Annotated in this window: 20 protein-coding genes; 7 read left to right on the top strand and 13 right to left on the bottom strand. The window is 39.3% G+C overall.

What is annotated here, in order from left to right; all coding sequences use genetic code 11:
• Position 1 precedes the first annotated feature (1 nt).
• Positions 2–550 (bottom strand): DNA-directed RNA polymerase subunit delta, encoded by a 549-nt coding sequence (gene rpoE / locus ACFOY7_RS07110; protein ID WP_390250814.1) that lies wholly within the window; start codon positions 548–550, stop codon positions 2–4.
• Between the two features lie 487 nt (positions 551–1,037).
• Positions 1,038–1,625: a P-loop nucleotide/nucleoside kinase family protein gene (locus tag ACFOY7_RS07105; protein WP_390250812.1), complete on the bottom strand. Its 588-nt coding sequence runs from the start codon at positions 1,623–1,625 to the stop codon at positions 1,038–1,040.
• Positions 1,626–1,771: 146 nt separating this feature from the next.
• Here ACFOY7_RS07105 and cls point away from each other — a divergent pair, with 146 nt between their 5' ends.
• Entirely contained in the window at positions 1,772–2,929 is a 1,158-nt protein-coding gene (cls, locus tag ACFOY7_RS07100) for a cardiolipin synthase (RefSeq protein ID WP_390250810.1), read from the top strand.
• A 161-nt stretch (positions 2,930–3,090) separates the two neighbouring features.
• Here cls and argS read toward each other — a convergent pair whose 3' ends face one another.
• The 5 genes from argS to speE all read right to left on the bottom strand — a co-directional run bounded on the left by argS (position 3,091) and on the right by speE (position 8,096).
• A complete protein-coding gene (gene argS / locus ACFOY7_RS07095; RefSeq protein WP_390250808.1) occupies positions 3,091–4,758 on the bottom strand; it encodes an arginine--tRNA ligase in 1,668 nt (555 codons plus the stop codon).
• A 16-nt stretch (positions 4,759–4,774) separates the two neighbouring features.
• Entirely contained in the window at positions 4,775–5,206 is a 432-nt protein-coding gene (locus tag ACFOY7_RS07090) for a YwiB family protein (protein WP_390250806.1), read from the bottom strand.
• Between the two features lie 15 nt (positions 5,207–5,221).
• Positions 5,222–6,271 (bottom strand): AimR family lysis-lysogeny pheromone receptor, encoded by a 1,050-nt coding sequence (locus ACFOY7_RS07085; RefSeq protein WP_390250804.1) that lies wholly within the window; start codon positions 6,269–6,271, stop codon positions 5,222–5,224.
• A gap of 105 nt (positions 6,272–6,376) precedes the next feature.
• Positions 6,377–7,252, bottom strand: coding sequence for an agmatinase (gene speB / locus ACFOY7_RS07080; RefSeq protein WP_390250802.1), 876 nt, complete (start codon positions 7,250–7,252; stop codon positions 6,377–6,379).
• Between the two features lie 13 nt (positions 7,253–7,265).
• On the bottom strand, positions 7,266–8,096 hold the full coding sequence (speE, locus tag ACFOY7_RS07075) for a spermidine synthase (RefSeq protein ID WP_390250799.1): 831 nt from the start codon (positions 8,094–8,096) through the stop codon (positions 7,266–7,268).
• 170 nt (positions 8,097–8,266) lie between these two features.
• Here speE and ACFOY7_RS07070 point away from each other — a divergent pair, with 170 nt between their 5' ends.
• Complete coding sequence (locus ACFOY7_RS07070; protein ID WP_390250797.1) at positions 8,267–10,411, top strand: transglycosylase domain-containing protein; 2,145 nt, start codon at positions 8,267–8,269, stop codon at positions 10,409–10,411.
• A gap of 207 nt (positions 10,412–10,618) precedes the next feature.
• Here the strand turns inward: ACFOY7_RS07070 and ACFOY7_RS07065 are convergent, their stop codons facing one another.
• Complete coding sequence (locus tag ACFOY7_RS07065; RefSeq protein WP_390250794.1) at positions 10,619–11,143, bottom strand: YwhD family protein; 525 nt, start codon at positions 11,141–11,143, stop codon at positions 10,619–10,621.
• Positions 11,144–11,252: 109 nt separating this feature from the next.
• Between ACFOY7_RS07065 and ACFOY7_RS07060 the strand changes: the two genes are divergently transcribed.
• Together ACFOY7_RS07060 and ACFOY7_RS07055 are read left to right on the top strand one after the other, a co-directional pair.
• Positions 11,253–11,435 carry a 2-hydroxymuconate tautomerase gene (locus tag ACFOY7_RS07060; RefSeq protein WP_390250792.1) on the top strand — a complete coding sequence of 61 codons (183 nt, stop codon included), beginning with the start codon at positions 11,253–11,255 and terminating at the stop codon, positions 11,433–11,435.
• A 90-nt stretch (positions 11,436–11,525) separates the two neighbouring features.
• Positions 11,526–11,720 (top strand): DUF4083 domain-containing protein, encoded by a 195-nt coding sequence (locus tag ACFOY7_RS07055; protein WP_390250789.1) that lies wholly within the window; start codon positions 11,526–11,528, stop codon positions 11,718–11,720.
• Between the two features lie 48 nt (positions 11,721–11,768).
• Here ACFOY7_RS07055 and ACFOY7_RS07050 read toward each other — a convergent pair whose 3' ends face one another.
• Positions 11,769–12,263, bottom strand: coding sequence for a YwgA family protein (locus tag ACFOY7_RS07050; protein ID WP_390250787.1), 495 nt, complete (start codon positions 12,261–12,263; stop codon positions 11,769–11,771).
• A gap of 18 nt (positions 12,264–12,281) precedes the next feature.
• Positions 12,282–13,583: an HD domain-containing protein gene (locus ACFOY7_RS07045; RefSeq protein ID WP_390250784.1), complete on the bottom strand. Its 1,302-nt coding sequence runs from the start codon at positions 13,581–13,583 to the stop codon at positions 12,282–12,284.
• A gap of 77 nt (positions 13,584–13,660) precedes the next feature.
• On the opposite strand from ACFOY7_RS07045, the gene ACFOY7_RS07040 reads away from it, so the two are divergent.
• On the top strand, positions 13,661–14,482 hold the full coding sequence (locus ACFOY7_RS07040) for a lipoate--protein ligase family protein (RefSeq protein WP_390250782.1): 822 nt from the start codon (positions 13,661–13,663) through the stop codon (positions 14,480–14,482).
• Here ACFOY7_RS07040 and menC read toward each other — a convergent pair.
• The 3 genes from menC to pta all read right to left on the bottom strand — a co-directional run bounded on the left by menC (position 14,475) and on the right by pta (position 17,710).
• On the bottom strand, positions 14,475–15,587 hold the full coding sequence (gene menC, locus ACFOY7_RS07035) for an o-succinylbenzoate synthase (protein ID WP_390250779.1): 1,113 nt from the start codon (positions 15,585–15,587) through the stop codon (positions 14,475–14,477). The two genes, ACFOY7_RS07040 and menC, sit on opposite strands and share 8 nt — an antisense overlap.
• Before the next feature lie 136 nt (positions 15,588–15,723).
• Entirely contained in the window at positions 15,724–16,674 is a 951-nt protein-coding gene (locus ACFOY7_RS07030) for an NERD domain-containing protein (protein WP_390250776.1), read from the bottom strand.
• A gap of 64 nt (positions 16,675–16,738) precedes the next feature.
• Positions 16,739–17,710 carry a phosphate acetyltransferase gene (gene pta / locus ACFOY7_RS07025; protein WP_390250774.1) on the bottom strand — a complete coding sequence of 324 codons (972 nt, stop codon included), beginning with the start codon at positions 17,708–17,710 and terminating at the stop codon, positions 16,739–16,741.
• A 215-nt stretch (positions 17,711–17,925) separates the two neighbouring features.
• Here pta and hemQ point away from each other — a divergent pair, with 215 nt between their 5' ends.
• Entirely contained in the window at positions 17,926–18,672 is a 747-nt protein-coding gene (gene hemQ, locus ACFOY7_RS07020) for a hydrogen peroxide-dependent heme synthase (RefSeq protein ID WP_390250772.1), read from the top strand.
• 205 nt (positions 18,673–18,877) lie between these two features.
• On the top strand, positions 18,878–19,357 hold the full coding sequence (gerQ, locus tag ACFOY7_RS07015; protein WP_390250770.1) for a spore coat protein GerQ: 480 nt from the start codon (positions 18,878–18,880) through the stop codon (positions 19,355–19,357).
• Positions 19,358–19,372 lie beyond the last annotated feature (15 nt).

Genomic DNA, 19,372 nt, shown 5'->3' with positions numbered 1-19,372 from the left:
GTTAATTTTCATCGTCCTCTTCCACATCTTCCTCATCGAACTCTTCATCATCAAACTCTTCTTCAACTTCTGTATCTGCAATCTCTTCGTCATCATCAAAATTGAAATCTTCTTCATCATCGGTATCTTCTATATCAAGATCTTCATCATCAAAACTTGTAATATCTTCATCAAGTAAATCATCATCTTCATCTAAAACATCTTCGTCTACCAGATCATCCACAGCAGCTTTTTTCGTTGCTTTTTTCTTTTTCTTCTTTTTCTTAGGTGCTGTTGTAATGTCCTCATCGATTTCTTCCACAGGGTACCAACGTTTTAGTCCCCAAAGATTCGACCCTTTTGTCATAAAACGCCCATCAATATTTAAATCGGTATAAAATTGAACAAGCATCGCGTCTTTTTCATCTTCTTTGAAACCTTTCAATGTTCCAACTCGATCAAAAATTTCGCGAAAATCCATTCCTTTATTTTCTTCTTCTAATATTAATGCCGCAATATCGATCATCGCCATTTCTTCGATTCTTTCCTGGGATAATTCTTTCAAACTCACGAGTTAGCACTCCTTTATCGTAATATCTATTTCAATTAACATATGTAAGCATCTGTACTACCATAACATTATATGGTTTCCCAACACGAAATGCAACAAAGAAAAGCGAAGCGGACCGTTCAGAAACGTAAGACTTGGACTGAGGCGTAGGAGATAAAGGCGACACGGCGACGAAGGAGCCGATGTCAACTTATCGTACAGAGCCGAGGGAAAGGCTATAGTTTCTGGTCCACTGAGCTAGACAACAAAGAAAAGCGAAGCGGACCGTCTTGCCCCGACAAGCATAAGCGAAACCATGACGTGTCGGTCTTTGACACATAATGGGATCGCTTATGACCTCGAGGGGCAGGTCCACTGAGCTAGACAACAAAGAAAAGCGAAGCGGACCGTTTTGCCCCGACATGCAGCTGTTATATGCCCCATAATTAAAGTGAATTATATAGGGCAATTCTTCCACCCTAACATACAGAGACATTCCAGCGTAATTTTACTGATTAATGAATGAAACTAAACTTTCCACTTTTTCTTCTGTTAACTCACCAGAATTATCGAAAACTAGTATATTATCTTGCGGGATATCCCAATTTATTGTAGGAATGAAGTCAACCCTTGTTTCATATTGGTCCCAGTTCTCCAGTTTCCATGTATCTCTGACCGTTCCACGCTCTTCGATTCTTTCACGCTGCTGCTCAATATCTTGTAATGTTACTACAACTACTTTTACATCAATGTCCGCTTTTGTTTTTCCACTTGCTGTAATCACTTCCTCAATCCACTCTTTATTCTTTAATTCTGCAGTAAATGGAGAGATCATAAATACATTCTGTCCAACTCTTAAATTTTCAATACAAATATCTTTCGTCGTATCATACTCTAAGTCACGTAAGTTTTCTTTATAAAACGCTGAATCCCGATCATTAGGATCCAAATTGTTCATTTCCAGAAAACGCTCTACAAAACGGCCTCCAACTGTATCGCGATCAAGAAATGCACAAGGAATTTCTGCAGCAACTTTCTCAGCTACTGTTGTTTTTCCCGTTCCAGCTACTCCAACATAAAATACTAACTTTTGCATTCTACCACCTCTATTAATTAACTAGTATGTATCCTTTTATTATGTTAACCGATTCCAATAAAAAACGCACGGAAAAATATTTAGCCGCCCTATTATAGATTTTCTCCTTTTCGGGAATGGTAATAGTACAGAAATGAGGAATGACGATGGTATATATTCTCTGCCTTTTTATCATTATAATTATCCTTATCTTACTCGATTACCAACTCGGAAAGAAAATAACACAATCTAAAAGATGCAGTAAAGAATGGACAACATCCACGGACAGCATTGATGTCTTTGGTGATGGCCAGCAATTGTTCGACCAGATGATGGCAGATATCCTGCATGCCAGGAAATCAATTGATCTGCAATTTTTTATTGTTCGAAATGACAAAATCAGTAATCAGTTTTACTCCTTACTTGCAAAGAAACAAGCAGAAGGTGTCAAAGTAAGGTTATTAACAGATTGGATTGGGAGCCTCCGATTTAAGAGAAAGTGGGTAAAACAGCAATTTCATTTTAAAAAAGCCAATTCACCAAAATTCCCACTCTTTTATCATATTCAGCAAAGAAATCACCGGAAAATTATGATCATCGATGAAGAGATTGCATATACTGGCGGTTTCAATCTTGGTGATGAGTATGTAGGGAAAGATCTAAAGCTCGGGAAATGGCGTGATTATCATGTCCGTTTAACAGGAGATGTTGTTGACATATTAAACCATATCTTTGCAAAAGATTGGAATGGCAGTAAGACTGTTATCCCGAAGAAGAATACAGACGGTGATCTTATTAATGTAATCACAACAGAAGCTCATTTTCTCGAAAATCATATGGTGAATTTATTGAACAGTGCAAAAGAAACGATTGAAATTGGGTCACCCTACTTTATCCCAACAAAGAAGGTACTTACTGCCATACTTGAGGCAAGAAAGCGTGGTGTTCGTGTGACCCTTCTGATTCCCGAAAAGGGGGACCACCTGTTAACAAAAGCTGGAGCAATGCCCTATTTGCAAACCGTTCACAAGTGTGGTGTAAAGATATTCTTATATGTGGATGGCTTTTTCCACGGGAAAGTACTATTTATCGACAAGAAAATATGTGATGTTGGTACAAGTAATTTTGATCAGCGAAGTTTCTTATTAAACCAGGAAGTAAATTTGATTATTCGGAATGACCATCCTTTATATAAGGAAATGCGAAGGTTATATGAAGACGACATGAAGCAAAGCAAAATTTTCACTATATATTGGATAAAGCAACAACCTCTCTGGATGAAGACACTGACCTTTTTCACCAGATTCATAAGGCCGTTGCTTTAATCAACCGATATATTTAAGTGGTATTCACTAATTATTCTTTTACGTACCACATGCATCCATTTCATTAATAACAAATAAGCCAGTGCCCATATATTCCTGAGCACTGGCTTTTTTCATATGTGACCATCATCGAAAAGCAGCCATAATCAAACCCAAGGCTTTTACATACTTTCCGGTGCTTGAACTCCGATAAGCTTCATCCCATTTGCTAACGTAATGCGAACAGCTTCCATTAAGGCAAGTCTTGCTTTCGTTTCATCCAGGTTATCTTCATTAATAACTTTTTCTGCATTATAAAAGCTGTGTAAACTTGAAGCAAGGTCAAAAATATATTGCGGAATTCTATGCGGCATACGATTTACCGCTGCATCTGCTACCACTTGGGTGAATTCACCTAGTTTCTTTAATAAATCTTCCGCTTTTTCGGACTGTAACAGACTTGCATTATACTCCGCATAATCAATATTTTTCTCTCTTGCCTGCTTAAGCATTGTACAAATACGTGCATGGGCATATTGAACATAGTAAACAGGATTATCATTGGATTGAGATTTTGCTAAATCCATATCAAAGTCTAAGTGAGAGTCAGCGGAACGCATGATGAAGAAATAACGCATCGCATCAATACCGACTTCCTCCATTAATTCGCGTAAAGTGACAGCCTTGCCTGTACGTTTACTCATCTTTACCTTTTCACCATTTTCAAACAAGTTAACCATCTGGATAATTTCCACTTCTAATGTGTCGGCATCATACCCTAATGCCTGAATTGCTGCACGCATACGTGGAATATAGCCATGGTGATCAGCTCCCCAGATGTTAATTAGCTTATCAAATCCACGGTCCAATTTGTTTTTGTGATAAGCGATATCTGGTGATAAGTAAGTATAAGAACCATCTTGTTTGATCAGCACACGATCTTTGTCATCATCAAAGTCTGTTGTACGGAACCACGTCGCCCCATCTTTTTCATAAATAAAGCCTTTTTCACGTAAAAGCTCAATCGCAGGAACAATCTTGTTCTCTTCATATAAAGATGTTTCAGAGAACCAATGATCAAATGTTACGCGAAACTGCTCTAAATCTTTTGCCAGTTTCGCCAATTCATATTTCAAACCATACTCACGGAAAAATGCATGCTTTTCTGTTGGTGCTTTGTTCAACAATTCTTCTCCATGCTCTTTCGCTAATTGCTTTCCAACCTCGATAATATCGGCACCATGGTAACCATCTTCAGGCATTGGGAAATCTTTGCCTAATGCCTGGTTATAACGTGCTTCTACAGATAATGCTAAATTATTGATTTGGTTTCCCGCATCATTAATGTAGTATTCACGGGAAACATCATAGCCGGCTTTATCGAGAATGTTACATAGACTATCACCGACAGATGCACCGCGGGCATGTCCCAAATGAAGATCACCCGTTGGATTTGCTGAAACAAATTCTACTTGGATTTTTTCTCCTTTTCCTGTATCTGAAGAGCCATAGTCTTCTTGCTGCTCTAAAATAGTTGGAATTAGGTTCGTTAAATAGTTGTTGTCCATAAAGAAATTAATGAATCCAGGACCAGCGATTTCGACCTCTTTAATCGATGCTTTAGAGTTGTCCAATTTTGCAACAATGTCATCTGCTATTTGACGCGGCGCTTTCTTCGCTACACGAGCTAACTGCATGGCAACATTTGTAGCATAATCCCCATGTGCTTTTTCTTTTGGCTGCTCCAGGATAATTTCAGGAATTTCTTCTTCTTTCGCTAACCCTGCATCAAGCACTGCCTGTTTGATTGCTTGCTTTAATTTCTCCTGCATCTCTTGCATGACATTCATAAATAAAATACCTCCATTATTTTTGTCTTTTCATCGTAATTGTGAGTCGATGCCTTCTCGGTTTATCTCCATTTAAACTTGTCGTATAACTGATAAACAATTTCCCTTGTTTCTGGTTTTCAGGCGGCTGGTAGGTAATTTGGTCAGTGGTTGTTTCCATATGTATGGTGCCGAATTCATGACGATATACATTTTCTGTTATATTTTTTTTAATAAATTTTTGGTGCATGGAAACTGCCCCAGATCTTTTGACACTAACACTGTCAGGTTTGATGGTAATAAATGAATGAATTTTCTCTTGATTTTCGTTATATTCACTAAATGTCAATATGGTTGTCGAATCTTTTTCCAAAAGCTGGCCATGTTCTTCTACTACTGTTACATCTTTTTTACCTGAATCATTTATTTCCATCGTCATTTTTAACAAAATCGGACTCTTTACTGTCATACGTTCATCATCCTTTTACTGGTCAAGTGCATTTAATGCGTGAAGGGGTAATCTCGCATAGAAGTAATCATTACGTTCATCAATAAAACGCCTGTAAGCAGTAAGCAGCAGCTGCCTGTCTTTTTTTGCTTTACCTAAATAATATTGCTGAAATGGTGTAGGGGATCGGAATTGCTCGAGTATTTTAATACAAGCCCGATGATCACCCTTCGCTAAAGCTTGGTGGGCTTGTTCTGCCATATCTTCTGTATGAATTCCATCTGTCAATTGATAGTGGGACGATATAAACGGAATAGTGTAATTCTTTATTCCGTATATTGCACGCTCATCCTCGATATTGCGGGCAAGCCCGATAGCAAAGCTGGCATGTTGTATTGCCTGGTCATAACTTTCAAATAAATAGGTTTGGGCCAAAATGTTGTGAAGCTCCATTTTCTTTCGTTGATTATTTGTATCTGCTAATAATTTGTAGCCATACTTCCTTGCTAAAATCACTTCATTTCGTTTCCAATGGTAAATAAGGAGTAACTCAGCTAATCTTGCTTCAAATAATTCTTTTAATAAAGGATCATGTAAACGTTCGATACTCTGAATAATTCGTTCCTTATATGTTCCGATTTTGCCATATTGATGCATGTCAAAATAGCAATAGATATGCATTACGTTTTTTAATATAAGAAAAGCATCATCATCAGATGATGACTTTACGCGATTTATTTCTTCCAGATAACGCATCGGCGCATCTGGTTTTAATTGCTTTTTGGGCAAGGTCTTCCGATCATACATTAATTGATAACAAATGGCCCTGCTCCGGTTAGAAATATTGATTGATGTCCGGTTTTTCCCAATTAAGGAAAGTAACTCATCAAAGCATCCGTTGGCATATAAATATTCCATTGCTACCCGCTGGTTATCTTCATTTTGACAATTCAGCGAAATATGACGCATGGATTCCAGTTCGTCCGGTCTTCCTTTAAGTTGCTGATAGACAACATAAAATGGCATTTCCACATCACTTTTTAAAAATCGCTCGCAAATATGATTGCTCGCCCATTCTTGTCTCATACGATAATATCCCCTATTTTCTTTTCTTTGTAACAACCATATTCTATCATAATTTATAAAAGAGTTGCACGGCTCGTCCAGAAAATAAGGGACCTGACTATCTGCTTACTTCTTTACCCATCCTAATAGTATCTCCCGGATAAATTTACTTGCTGCAATTGGCGTTTTCTCTGTCGGGTCATATACCGGTGCGACTTCAACAAGGTCTGCACCAACTACTTTTACATCAGACTTTGCGATTAAGTGGATAGCTTCTAGGAGCTCTTTAGAAGAAATCCCCCCTGCCTCTGCTGTTCCTGTTCCAGGGGCAAATGCCGGATCAAGTACATCGATATCAATGGTGACATACACTGGACGGCCTGCTAACTTAGGCAAAACTTCTGCTAGCGGTTTAGCTACTTCATATCTTGCCATATACATGCCGCTTTCCTTCGCATATTGAAACTCTTCACGCATCCCTGAACGAATACCAAAAGAATAGACATTTTCTGCACCATAATTCTCACAAACTTTGCGAATTGGTGTCGAGTGGGAGAGAACTTCTCCTTCATATTCGACACGTAAATCTGCATGTGCATCTATATGGATGACAGCCATGTCGGGATATTTCTCATACATTGCTTGTAATACAGGCCAGCTAACAAGATGTTCGCCACCCAATCCTAACGGAAATTTGTCTTTTGCAATGATTTGACGAACATAATCACGAATCATATCTATGCTGCGCTCTGCACTTCCAAACGGGAGGGGAATATCTCCTGCATCAAAATAGTTCACTTCTTCTAAATGGCGGTCTAGATATGGACTGTACTCTTCTAAACCAATCGATGCTTCGCGAATCCGGTTCGGTCCAAAACGGGATCCAGGTCTAAAACTTACCGTCCAATCCATTGGCATTCCATAAATAATCGCATCTGCATCTTCATGGGTGTTACGTGACATAATGAAAACTTTTCCTGAATAGGCTTCATCAAAGCGCATGCTTCTTCCCCCCTTATTTCTTTGTCAGGTCTTCTACAAATTTAGGTAATGCAAAGCTAGCAAAGTGTAATGATTTCGTATAATATTTTGTATCTAATTCAAAGAATCGGTCTTCTTTTACTTTCAGCGGGTCATGAATTTTACTGCCTAATGTAAATGTCCATAAACCACTTGGATATGTGGGGATGTTCGCCGTATAAAGTCTTGTTACAGGGAAAATCTCTGCAACATCATGAAATACTTGTTGAATCAAGTCTGCCTTAAACCATGGATTGTCTGTTTGTGCAACAAGTATCCCGTCATCCTTGAGCGCATTTGAAATTCCTGCATAGAAGCCTTTTGTAAATAAGTTGACAGCAGGCCCAACTGGTTCTGTCGAGTCGACCATGATAACATCATAGGCTTTTTCGCTTTCTGCAATATGCATAAAACCGTCCGCTACACGTACTTCGACACGCGGGTCATCTAACTTCCCTGCAATGGATGGTAAGTATTTCTTCGAGTATTCAATTACTTTTCCATCAATATCTACTAACACAGCTTTTTCTACAGATTTATGTTTTAATACTTCACGAATAACTCCACCGTCTCCTCCTCCAACAACAAGCACATGTTTCGGGTTCGGATGGGTAAATAGCGGGACGTGTGCCACCATCTCATGGTATACGAATTCATCCTTCTCTGTTGTCATAACCATATCATCCAGTAACAACATATTGCCCCACTCAGCTGTTTCTACCATGTCCAGTTTTTGAAAGTCTGTCTGTTCCGTATGATATGTACGGTCAATCTTCATTGTTATACCGAAATTTTCTGTCTGTTTTTCCGTGAACCATAATCCCATCTTTATCTTCTCCTGTCTATATGAATCATTTATAGATTATTTTATATAGTGTAAACAATACTATTCTAGAGATTTTCTGTAAAAAATCAAGTATTTCTTTCAGTCATGTTTATTATGCCAGTTTTTTTCCCATAATACGAATTAGAAGCAGAAAATGGGGGGGAAATGGCATGCAAAGAAGAAGACGAAGAAAAAGAAAAAAAATAAGAAGATTGATAAAACTATCTCTTTTTCTAATTTTCTTATGCGGTTCTTTTACAGTTTTCCTGCTAGGTGCTAGTTTTGTATTAGGTCCTCCTTCCTTAGAACGCGGACAGAATACGATATATTACAGTGTGAATGGTAATGTAATTGGTGAAGAATATGGAAAAGAAAAAAGGTATTGGGTACCTCTTGATCAAATTGATGATAAATTAGAAAAAGCGACAATATGGACAGAAGATCAAAAGTTCTATGATCATTTCGGCTTTGACTTTAAACGATTGGCTGGCGCAATTATAAAGGATATCCAGACAATGTCATTGAAAGAAGGAGCAAGTACGATTACACAGCAATATGCCAGAAACCTCTTCCTTTCTCATGAAAAAACATGGAAACGGAAAATTTATGAAGCTTTTTATACGATTCGGTTAGAAATGTTTTATGACAAAGAGGATCTGCTGGAAGGCTATTTAAACACGATTTATTATGGACATGGCGCTTACGGTATTCAGGCAGCAAGCAGGTATTACTTCGACAAACCCGCTTCTGAATTAACATGGGCAGAAGCTAGTATGCTTGCGGGGATTCCGAAAGGACCATCAATCTATTCTCCATTCCATAATTATGAAAAGGCAAAAGAACGACAATCCATTATTTTAAAAAATTTGCATGAGAAGAATGTGATTGATGAACAGACCTATCAATCTGCATTAAACGAAGAGCTCATTTTTTCAGACGATAGAATGATCGTCAAGAATAGTGTTGCCCCATACTTTCTGGATATAGTCGAACAGGAATTGCAAGATTTATTGGAAGTAGATATAGAGACAATAAGATCTGGTGGATATCAAGTCTATACTACATTGAATGAAGACCAGCAGCTTGCATTACAAACATCTGCAGAATCCACCATCACGAACAGTGAAATTCAAGTTAGTGCAATGGCAATGGATCCTGCATCTGGTGCCATCACTGCATTAATTGGCGGTCAGAATTACGAAGAATCATCCTATAATCGAGCCGTCCAGGCAAAACGTATGCCAGGATCCTCGTTCAAGCCATTCCTCTATTATGCCGCATTAGAAAATGGTATGACATCTGCAACAACTTTAATGAGTAAACCGACAACTTTTGCCCTGGAAAATGGGGAAAGCTATCAACCGAGTAATTTTAACAATTATTATGCCAATGAACCTATTACAATGGCGCAAGCAATGGCATTGTCTGATAATGTTTTTGCTGTGAAAACCAATTTATATGTCACACCGGAACGGTTTGTGCGAACAGCAAAAGAGAAATTCGGCATTGATAGTGCACTGGAACCTGTTGCTTCCCTAGCACTCGGGACAGAGGTAGTCAGCATGAAAGAAATGGTTTCCGCCTATAGTGTTATTGCAAATGGCGGAAAGGCTGTGGAGGAATATACGATTAACAAAGTAACAGATTCTCAAGGGAATGTTCTTTATGACAGAGCAGAAAAAGAGAAAAAAGAAGAAAGTGATGGTTTTCTCTTTTTTTCCAATCATATGGATAATGAGCAGGTATTACGCGAAGACCTTACCTATATATTAGCTGATATGATGAAAGGTATGTTTAAACAAGAATTAAATGGCTATATGAGTGTAACAGGTGCTTCGATCTCTAATCAATTAACCCATGAATATGCCGGCAAGTCTGGTACAACTAATTCTGACAGCTGGATGATCGGCTTTTCCCCTTCCGTAACAGCAGGTGTATGGATCGGATATGATGACAATAGGGAAATGACGAAAACAGCGGAACATGAATTCGCCAAAAATATTTGGGCAAACTTTATGGAAAAAGCACATGAAAACATTCCTGTCACCCATATGGTTCGTCCTGATAACATTGTAGAAGCAACGATTGACCTTAATACAGGCTTATTAGCAGCAGATGGCTGTGAACATACGTATCCCATGCTTTTCGTTAAAGGTACAGAGCCGAAAAAGCAATGCACCCTTCATTTAGAGGAATATCCACAAATTGATGAAGACATTATTGATGCAGAAGAAGTAAACACAGATGATCCGTTTATAGAAAAATGGTGGCAATGGCTGTGGCTAGGAGAAGACTCTCCTTCGGATACAGAATAATCGTTCAGATGCTCTATCCCGATTAATAGGGAGAAACAGCCTGCATACAATAGAAAAGATTACACCATGAAAAAAAGCCGGGCATATGCCCGGCCTTTTTCCAGTCCTAGCAACATAAGAGTTACCATGTGAGTTTATTTTAATAAATTAATAGCATACTGGACAAGCAAAATAGCAATTTGTCAGAAATTGTTCACAAAATGTTCATCATTCTGGTAAAACTTGTTTTAACTCATCCGGTGAGTTCTCCCACATTTCCGGTTTGTATTCGCGAAGAAACTCTCCCAATAAATTTCTCGATTTCTCATCCATATGTTCAACAATATAGTGACCTTTCATCGATTTGTCCATATGGTTTACATGTTCTGGCATTGATTTGTATGCACGCTTTATTGAGCGGTCGACACGGATTTCACTTCCAGCTACACCATGATAATAAGGTCCATTCTCCCCTCGTTCCACTGTCACCCAGACAATCCAGTACAATTTGCCATTTGGAACCTCTTCTTTATTTGGAAGAAACTTCACACGTCTCTCCACCTCACTTCTTGCATGCATTGCACCCATATCAACAAATGCTCTGTCTTCATTTGGATCAATGATAACTGGCGAGATATTTTCTAAACTGATCGACCCTACACCATAACCGCCATGACCATCTGTGGAATCATCTTTCATTATTGTAAAAGGATTAGACTTCTTTTTATTTTTGTCATTCTGTTGTTCACTCATGCGTATACCTCCTGCTTCATTTACTCGTACCCATATTGTAGCATTTTGTTTTCTTAATTTCACATTTGCAGTACAATTAGAGGTATATTCCCACAAAGGAGTGATACATATGCCTTATGTAACTATTCAGATGCTAGAAGGACGTTCAGATGAACAAAGAAAAGCATTAATTGAAAAAGTAACAGATGCAGTTGTGGAAACAACTGGTGCAACACGTGAGAAAGTTGTTGTATTCGTGGAAGATATCGACAAACGCAATTACGGTGTTGGCGGAAAAAGGTTAGTTGATTAATGCTTTTGGTCAGAACAAAAATTATTCTGTTCTGACCATTACCATCAAATTCCCATTTATGGTATTATGTAGAAAAGGATGTGATTAACAATGTTTCTGGAACTGTATGCTTCCATTGGCGGGTTTCGAATTGGTGATATGCTCTTTGCCTTAATCAGCTTTATTGCATTCCTCACATTCATTGTGATCTTCATTGTCGCACTGTCCCGGAAATTTGGGAGAAAAGAACAATTGCAACGTATAGAAGATAAGCTTGATCAGGTAATACAAGAAAAAGGACGATAGCAACCCATCCATTAATATCGGGAGCTATCGTCTTTTTCTGTTGCATTACTAATTGCTTAATGTATGAATAAATTGCCATGCTTCCTGCATATCTTCTTGTGTATAGTTCGATTTTTTCTTTACCTCTTGCACTTTCGCTTCCACTTCCTCTTTCGACAAATCTTCAAAATACAGCATTGTTGCTACTAACTCCAGGAAACGGGAGCTTCTTTCTTTCATTTGGTTAACTACTTCATCAACGTCCGGCATTTGTGCAGGAGAATGGGTTAAAAAATCCTCCCCTTGTTCTGTTACTTGATAACGATATTGATAATAATTACTCTTTTGTTCTTTAATTTCAGACACGAATCCTAAGTTCGTCAATTCTTCCATCCGTAAACTTAACTCTTCTGAATACGGACCGTAAAAGTGAAAGGTATACTTCTCTTCAAAAGGATAGCCAAGCTTTTTCATAATATAAATAATCTTCTGCAGCTTTTTCCGTCCAACAATCCCGGCAGATGAAGCAATCACCTTGACTAATTTCGCATGATTGTCTAACAATGATAACACCCCTATTTTCTATTCTGATTGATATAGTATTTCAAAGATTCTCTTTTTCTCCGGACGATCATCACTTAATTGCAGGATAACATCTCGAGGATAATATAATTTGTGATCTGTTCTTTTCTTACCAGAAATTGCTTCCACAATATCCGATTGTCTGGAAAGTTCACGTAATTCCCGATTCGGCAAAAGTAAATGAATCGGTAACCGCTCTTCTTCTTCTCCTGGTCTGTAAAAATCGTATGGCAAGTCTGAAGAAGAATCTACCACTAAATAATAATCAGGATCTAAACCAATTTTATTAAATAATTGATATAATTCCATCCATTCTTTCATTTGTAAATTTGGATTAAACTCCACATATTTAAATAGTTTCCGATTAATAAAACGGTAGGCAAGATCTCTTAAAAGCAAATCATCTTCCTCTGCCCACATTTGAAAATAATAGTATACCACTGCTTCATCCAAACGTATATAATCATCTAATGAAACTTTCTCTTCAAAGAAAGAAATGAAATGCGTCGGCTCCATTTTAAATGTGTAGCCATCTTCATATAATGCTTTTACCCGATGCAGTATCTTTGTCAGAATAACCTCAGCACTTCTTGTCACAGGATGAAAATATACTTGCCAGTACATCTGGTAGCGGCTCATAATATAATCTTCCACAGCATGCATACCAGATTCCTTTATCACTACTTGGTCCTCGTATGGCCGCATTACTCGTAATATTCGCTCCATATCAAAATGGCCGTAACTCACCCCTGTAAAATATGCATCCCGCTGCAGGTAATCCATCCGGTCGGCATCAATTTGACTGGAGATAAGGCTGACAACAAGCTTGTCCTTATACGTTTTATTAATAACATCCGCAACTTTTTGAGGGAATTCTGGTCCAACACGCAATAATACCTGATTAACTTCCGTATCCCCCAGAATAATTGCCTTTGTATAATCTTCATGATCCAATTTAAACACTTTCTCAAATGAATGGGAAAATGGACCATGCCCTAGATCATGAAGCAATGCGGCACATAAACATAATAAACGTTCTTCCTTATTCCAATTGGATCTGTCTGCAAAATTGATAAGAATACGTCTCACAATTTCATATACCCCTAATGAATGATTGAATCGGCTATGTTCTGCACCGTGAAAGGTTAAATTGCTTGTCCCAAGCTGCTTGATCCTTCTCAGTCTTTGAAACTCTTTAGTACCAATCAAATCCCAAATAACACGGTCCCTTACATGTACATAGCGGTGGACAGGGTCTTTGAATACTTTCTCCTCATGTAACTTTTCATCTTTATATGCCATGACAAATACCTTCCTCTTTTTTCTTAGTATTAGTATAATATAAATCTAAGGGAAAGAAAAATGGACGGGGGAGCAAAATGAAAGATTGGCATCATTTTTTTGACGGGAAAGAGATCCGGATGATTGATCATAGTGATCCTGCTATACTCGGAACAGCAATGGCTTCTTTTGCGGTGGATGATACGTTGTGTGAAAGTATTGGCCGAACGGATGATACGGCAGCGATCAGATTCTGGGTGCATGATCATACGGTTGTACTTGGAATTCTTGACAGTCGCTTGCCGAATATTGCGGAGGCTGTTGCTTTTTTAGAAAAAGAGGGGTTTGATGTGGTTGTCCGGAATTCTGGCGGGCTTGCGGTTGTGCTTGATGGTGGTGTGTTGAACTTCTCGCTGATTCTGCCTGATTCGAGTGAGATGGGAATCCATTCCGGTTATGAGTTAATGACAGCATTTGTGCAGGAGATGTACCATGATGTAACAGATCAGATTGAGGCATTTGAGGTTGCTGGTTCGTATTGTCCAGGAGACTATGATTTGAGTATTGGCGGGAAAAAATTTGCCGGGATTTCGCAACGCCGGGTGAAGAATGGGATTGCTGTACAGATCTATCTATGTATTGAGGGAAATGGACAAGCCCGTGCTGATTTCGTACGTCAATTCTATTTGCATGGTCAGGCGATTAAAGATACACGGTTTGATTATCCGGTTGTAGATCCTGAGACGATGCGGTCATTGGCTGATTTGACTGGCGCTCCACTAACTGTTGCGGATGCGAAAGAGCGCGTGTTAGCACTGATTGGCAAATGGTATGAGCTGGATATAACAGAAGAGGAGCTGCCTGTTTTTGAGAAGAGGATGAAACAGATGGTCGAGCGAAACGAAAAAGCATTCAAGTAATCGGAATGCTTTTTCGTTCTGTCCGGTAAAATTGAAGCGCTTCCTCATCTATATCGTACCCGATTCCTGGTTTATCCGGTAATGTAATGATGCCATTGTTTATTTCGACCTCCGGATTAATGATATCTTGATGCCAGTATCGATTGGATGCACCTGGATCTGCCGGGAGGGTAAAGTTTGGTAATGTTGCGAGCGCAAGACTTTGTGCTCTCCCGACTCCTGCTTCCAGCATCCCGCCACACCATACTTGGATATTGTTTTCCGCACATAAATCGTGAATCCGCTTTGCCTGGCTGAATCCTCCTGCTTTTCCTAATTTCACACTAATGATTTGACAACTATGGAGGGCGATTGCTGTTTTCACATCAGATAATGTATGGATGCTTTCATCAAGGCAGATTGGTGTTCTTATTTCTTTTTGTAAAATAGCATGATCCACAAAATCGTCATGGGCCAAAGGCTGCTCAATCATCATTAAATCAAACTGATCAAACTGCTTGATATGATCGAGATCGTCTAATGTGTATGCAGAATTAGCATCTGCCATCAACAGAATGTCGGGAAATTCACTGCGGACAGCATCTAATATTTGCAGATCCCTTCCTGGCTTTATCTTCAGCTTTATTCGTTTATAGCCATGATCAATCTCCCGCTGTATTGCTTCAATCAATGTCGGGATATCCTCTTTCATCCCTATTGCTGCTCCTACTGGGACTTGCGAGTTCGTCCCGCCGATCGCCTTATATAATGGTACGTCATGCTGCTTGGCGTACAAATCCCAAATCGCACCTTCCACTGCCGCTTTCGCCATCTGATGCCGCCGGACGGGCTGACATCTTTTGATAAAAGAAGATGGGTGGTCGAATGGTGTGGCCAGGATCGGGGCAAGCTCGTGTTCCATTATGTAGCGTACGGTTGTTGTGGTCTCCTCTGTATACCATGGTGTGTCAAATGCGACGGTCTCGCCATAGCCGCGGTTACCTGCCTGATCTACGAGTTCAATAATATAGAAGTCTTTCTCATCGATCGTTCTCCGGCTGTTCGTAAACGGGTGCTTCAGCGGCATTTTCATCCGATGCATGATAAGCTGCTCGATTTGGATCATAGTTGGCGCACCTCCTTTGGTGATAATCCGGTCGTTCAGTCTGGTTTTCCGGTCATTACAAGAGATAATCCGGTCGTCTGACAGCATTTTCCGGTCGTTAGACTTAATTATCCGGTCATGCTCGTCACTAATCCGGTCATCGCATCCTATCCATCAAATCACTATGCTGATAATACGCGCCTTTAGTTCTGCCAATTTTAATAAAAGGTTCTTTTGCGAGTAATTTTTTCATCATATCGGCAGAATCCACTTGTAAAAATTCTCTCGCTAATTGATTAGTAATCCGGTTTCCTGTTAACAGAGCAAGTTCAAAAAGGTGAGCGAGATGGGCATCACTGCTTCGTACCCCGCACCTGTTGCATTCCCACCGTCTCCGCTTACGAATCATTGTGTATTGCAAACAGCTGGGACAGTATACCCCTTTCATTAAATCTTCCCACAAAATCTGATATTTTTCTAGTATATCAATTGTTGCCTCTTCGTGATTAGACTTGAGAAATTCAATTATCCGCTCCATTTCCTCGATAGAAAGAACTGGTGAGAATTGCTTTGTTATCTTTTGCAAATAGGATGGAAGTGCCATGCTTGTTAAGATTTGCGAATGGTCAGGATAATCGTGGAGCAGCAGTCGTGCCTTGGGGTGCACGAAAACACATGCTGTAATAATTGGGGGAAGTCTGAATCGATGCTTAAGAAGAATTCGACGCAATTGTGCTGCTTGTATATTCACTTGCAGCAACGGATCCGGAAAAACGTCCTTACTCTCATCCGTTTCCCGAAAAAGTTGATGGGCTTGATGATCAAAATATAGGGAACCAGTAATATTCTTGATTTCTAACAACAATATAAATCGATTGGTAACAATGAGTCTGTCGATTTGAAAATTCTGCCTATCTCTCATACGTAATCCTTTCAATAGATGAAAGTCATCTAATCCAGCGACATCCACATAATAATCGATCGAGTTTTCACCATAATTCCCGGCTTCGAACAATCCATAGTGATCATAAATTCTGCTGTACAAGGGATGGGCTTTAGGGAGATGTGCTAAGAGGGCTTCATATTGCAGTTGCTTTACGGGGATCAAATGATGGACTCCTTTCCCTTTTTTATGCTGATTATACCACAAAAAAACACAGCGAGTATAAAACTCACTGTGCTTGTGCCGCTGTAATCAGGGCTAATTTGTAGGCATCATCTGCACTGCAGCCACGAGATAAATCATTAACTGGTTTGTTCAATCCTTGTAAGATCGGACCTACCGCATCGAATCCACCTAAACGCTGAGCGATTTTGTAACCAATATTTCCTGCTTCAAGACTTGGGAAAACAAACACATTCGTATCACCTTTGATCACAGAATCTGGCGCTTTTTTCTCTGCGACAGATGGGACAATTGCTGCATCAAATTGGAATTCTCCATCTACAACAAGATCTGGCGCGAAGGTTTTCGCTGCAGTAACTGCTTCGGCAACTTTTTCTGTCTCTGGTGATTTAGCAGAACCTTTTGTTGAAAAACTTAACATTGCCACACGCGGCTCCATATTAAACAATTGTGCTGTTTCTGCACTTGATACAGCAATTTCTGCTAGATCCTGGCTGTCTGGAGAGATATTAATTGCACAATCTGCAAAAACATACTTTTCTTCTCCACGTACCATAATGAAAACACCAGACGTCTTTTTCACGCCTTCTTTTGTTTTAATGATTTGCAATGCTGGTCTTACCGTATCTGCAGTAGAGTGTGCTGCCCCACTTACTAAGCCATCTGCTTTGCCCATATATACAAGCATTGTTCCAAAATAGTTTTCATCCAGTAAAAACTTGCGAGCCTCTTCATCTGTCGCTTTTCCTTTTCGGCGCTCAACAAACGCTGTTACCATTTGTTCAAAATCTCCATAAGCAGCTGGATTAATTATGGTAACACCTGAAATATCCAATCCTAATTCCGTTGCTCTCTGTTCTATTTTACCGTCCTCACCGACTAATACAGGTTGCACTAAACCTTCCTGAGATAAACGGCTTGCCGCTTCCAGTATTCTCTCATCCAAACCTTCAGGAAATACGATCTTTCTTGAGCTTCCAGTTAAACTATTCTTCACATCAGTAAATAAATCGCTCATTGACAAACCCTCCAAATTTTTCATCTGTATTATATACTACGCCATTTTGTGTAATAATAAAAGCAAAAGCTTAAATGAATGCGTTTTAGCATAAAATTTTTTTCTTTGTTCAAATTTTTGACAAACTTAGCCGATTTCCGTCAACCTATCTTGTGCGTATTTTTCCCCAATTATGTTATATTAAACGTAAGATACATGGAAAAGGAGAGATCATCATGCCAGAAGCAGTAGAAACAATGGATGGTTGGTATTGTTTACACGATCTTCGAACAATTGATTGGCCAAAATGGAAACAAGCAACAGAGCAGGAACGTGAACAAGCAGTGAAAGAATTGCAAGATATGCTTACTTCATGGGAAGATGTCGCTGAAGCTCGGGAAGGAAGCCATGCCTTCTATTCCATTATGGGGCAGAAAGCTGATATCCTGCTAATGATCTTAAGACCAACAATGAAAGAATTAGGTGAAATCGAGCTTCGTTTTAATAAATCCAAATTTGCTGAATTCACTAAACCAAGCTATTCTTACGTATCTGTTGTGGAATTGTCGAAATATATGTCTAAAGAAGGCGAAAATCCCGAAGAAAACCCGGGTGTCCGCGCACGATTAAAACCAAAATTACCGAACTGGGAACATATCTGTTTCTACCCAATGGACAAGCGTCGTGAGGGGAATGATAACTGGTACATGCTCCCATTTGCAGAACGCCGGGAATTAATGTATGAGCACAGTCTTACAGGCCGCAAATACGCAGGCCAAGTAAAACAAATCATTACAGGTTCGATGGGATTCGATGATTGGGAATGGAGTGTAACCCTATTCGCCAAAGACGTCCTTCAATTGAAGAAAATCGTCTACGAAATGCGCTTTGATGTTGTTAGTGCACGTTACGGTGAATTCGGCCCATTTTATGTCGGCAATCTATTACCAACAGAGGAAATACCAGCATTTTTATACATTTAAAAAAGTATCAGCAAAGCACACGTTATCTGCGTGTGTTTTTTTGTTGCTTATAAACACATCTGGTTCTCCTGAAAATCCCACACACCATTTATCAAAACACTCAGCTAATTTTTCATGCATGAATGTTATATTCTGCGCATAAATATGACTAGTAGGAAAATGGAAAAGCACGATCATTTTTGGAACAAGAGAGGAGATTGAGAAGATGAGTCAAGAGCAAAACCAAGTGAGACACCAACAAGGAGCTGGAATGACATATAATCCACAGAGCTATTATGGCATGGGTACACAAGGCGGGTATCAACAGCCATATTACCAGACACAACCACAGATGCCGATGCAAAGTCCATTACAAGGTCAAATGCAAGCCCAGCCAAATGTATCTGATGTTCCTGGTATGTTACCTGTCGAGCAGTCTTATATTGAGAACATTCTCCGCCTGAACAAAGGGAAGCGTGCAACAGTTTATATGACGTTTGAAAACAATGAGCGCTGGAATGCAAAAGTCTTTAAAGGAATTATCGAAGCAGCAGGCCGTGACCATATTATCCTGAGTGACCCTGAAACAAACAAACGTTACATTTTACTTATGGTCTACTTAGATTATATTACATTTGATGAAGAAATTGAGTATGACTATCCGTTTAACCAGCAGCAGCAAATGGTGAATTTTTCCCCGCGCTAACCAGAACGTTGAATT

The sequence above is a fragment of the Gracilibacillus xinjiangensis genome (genome assembly GCF_042651765.1).
Taxonomy (GTDB): Bacteria; Bacillota; Bacilli; order Bacillales; family Amphibacillaceae; genus Gracilibacillus; species Gracilibacillus xinjiangensis.
Note: the sequence above shows the minus strand (reverse complement) of the source record. Positions and strands in the feature narration are given on the sequence as shown.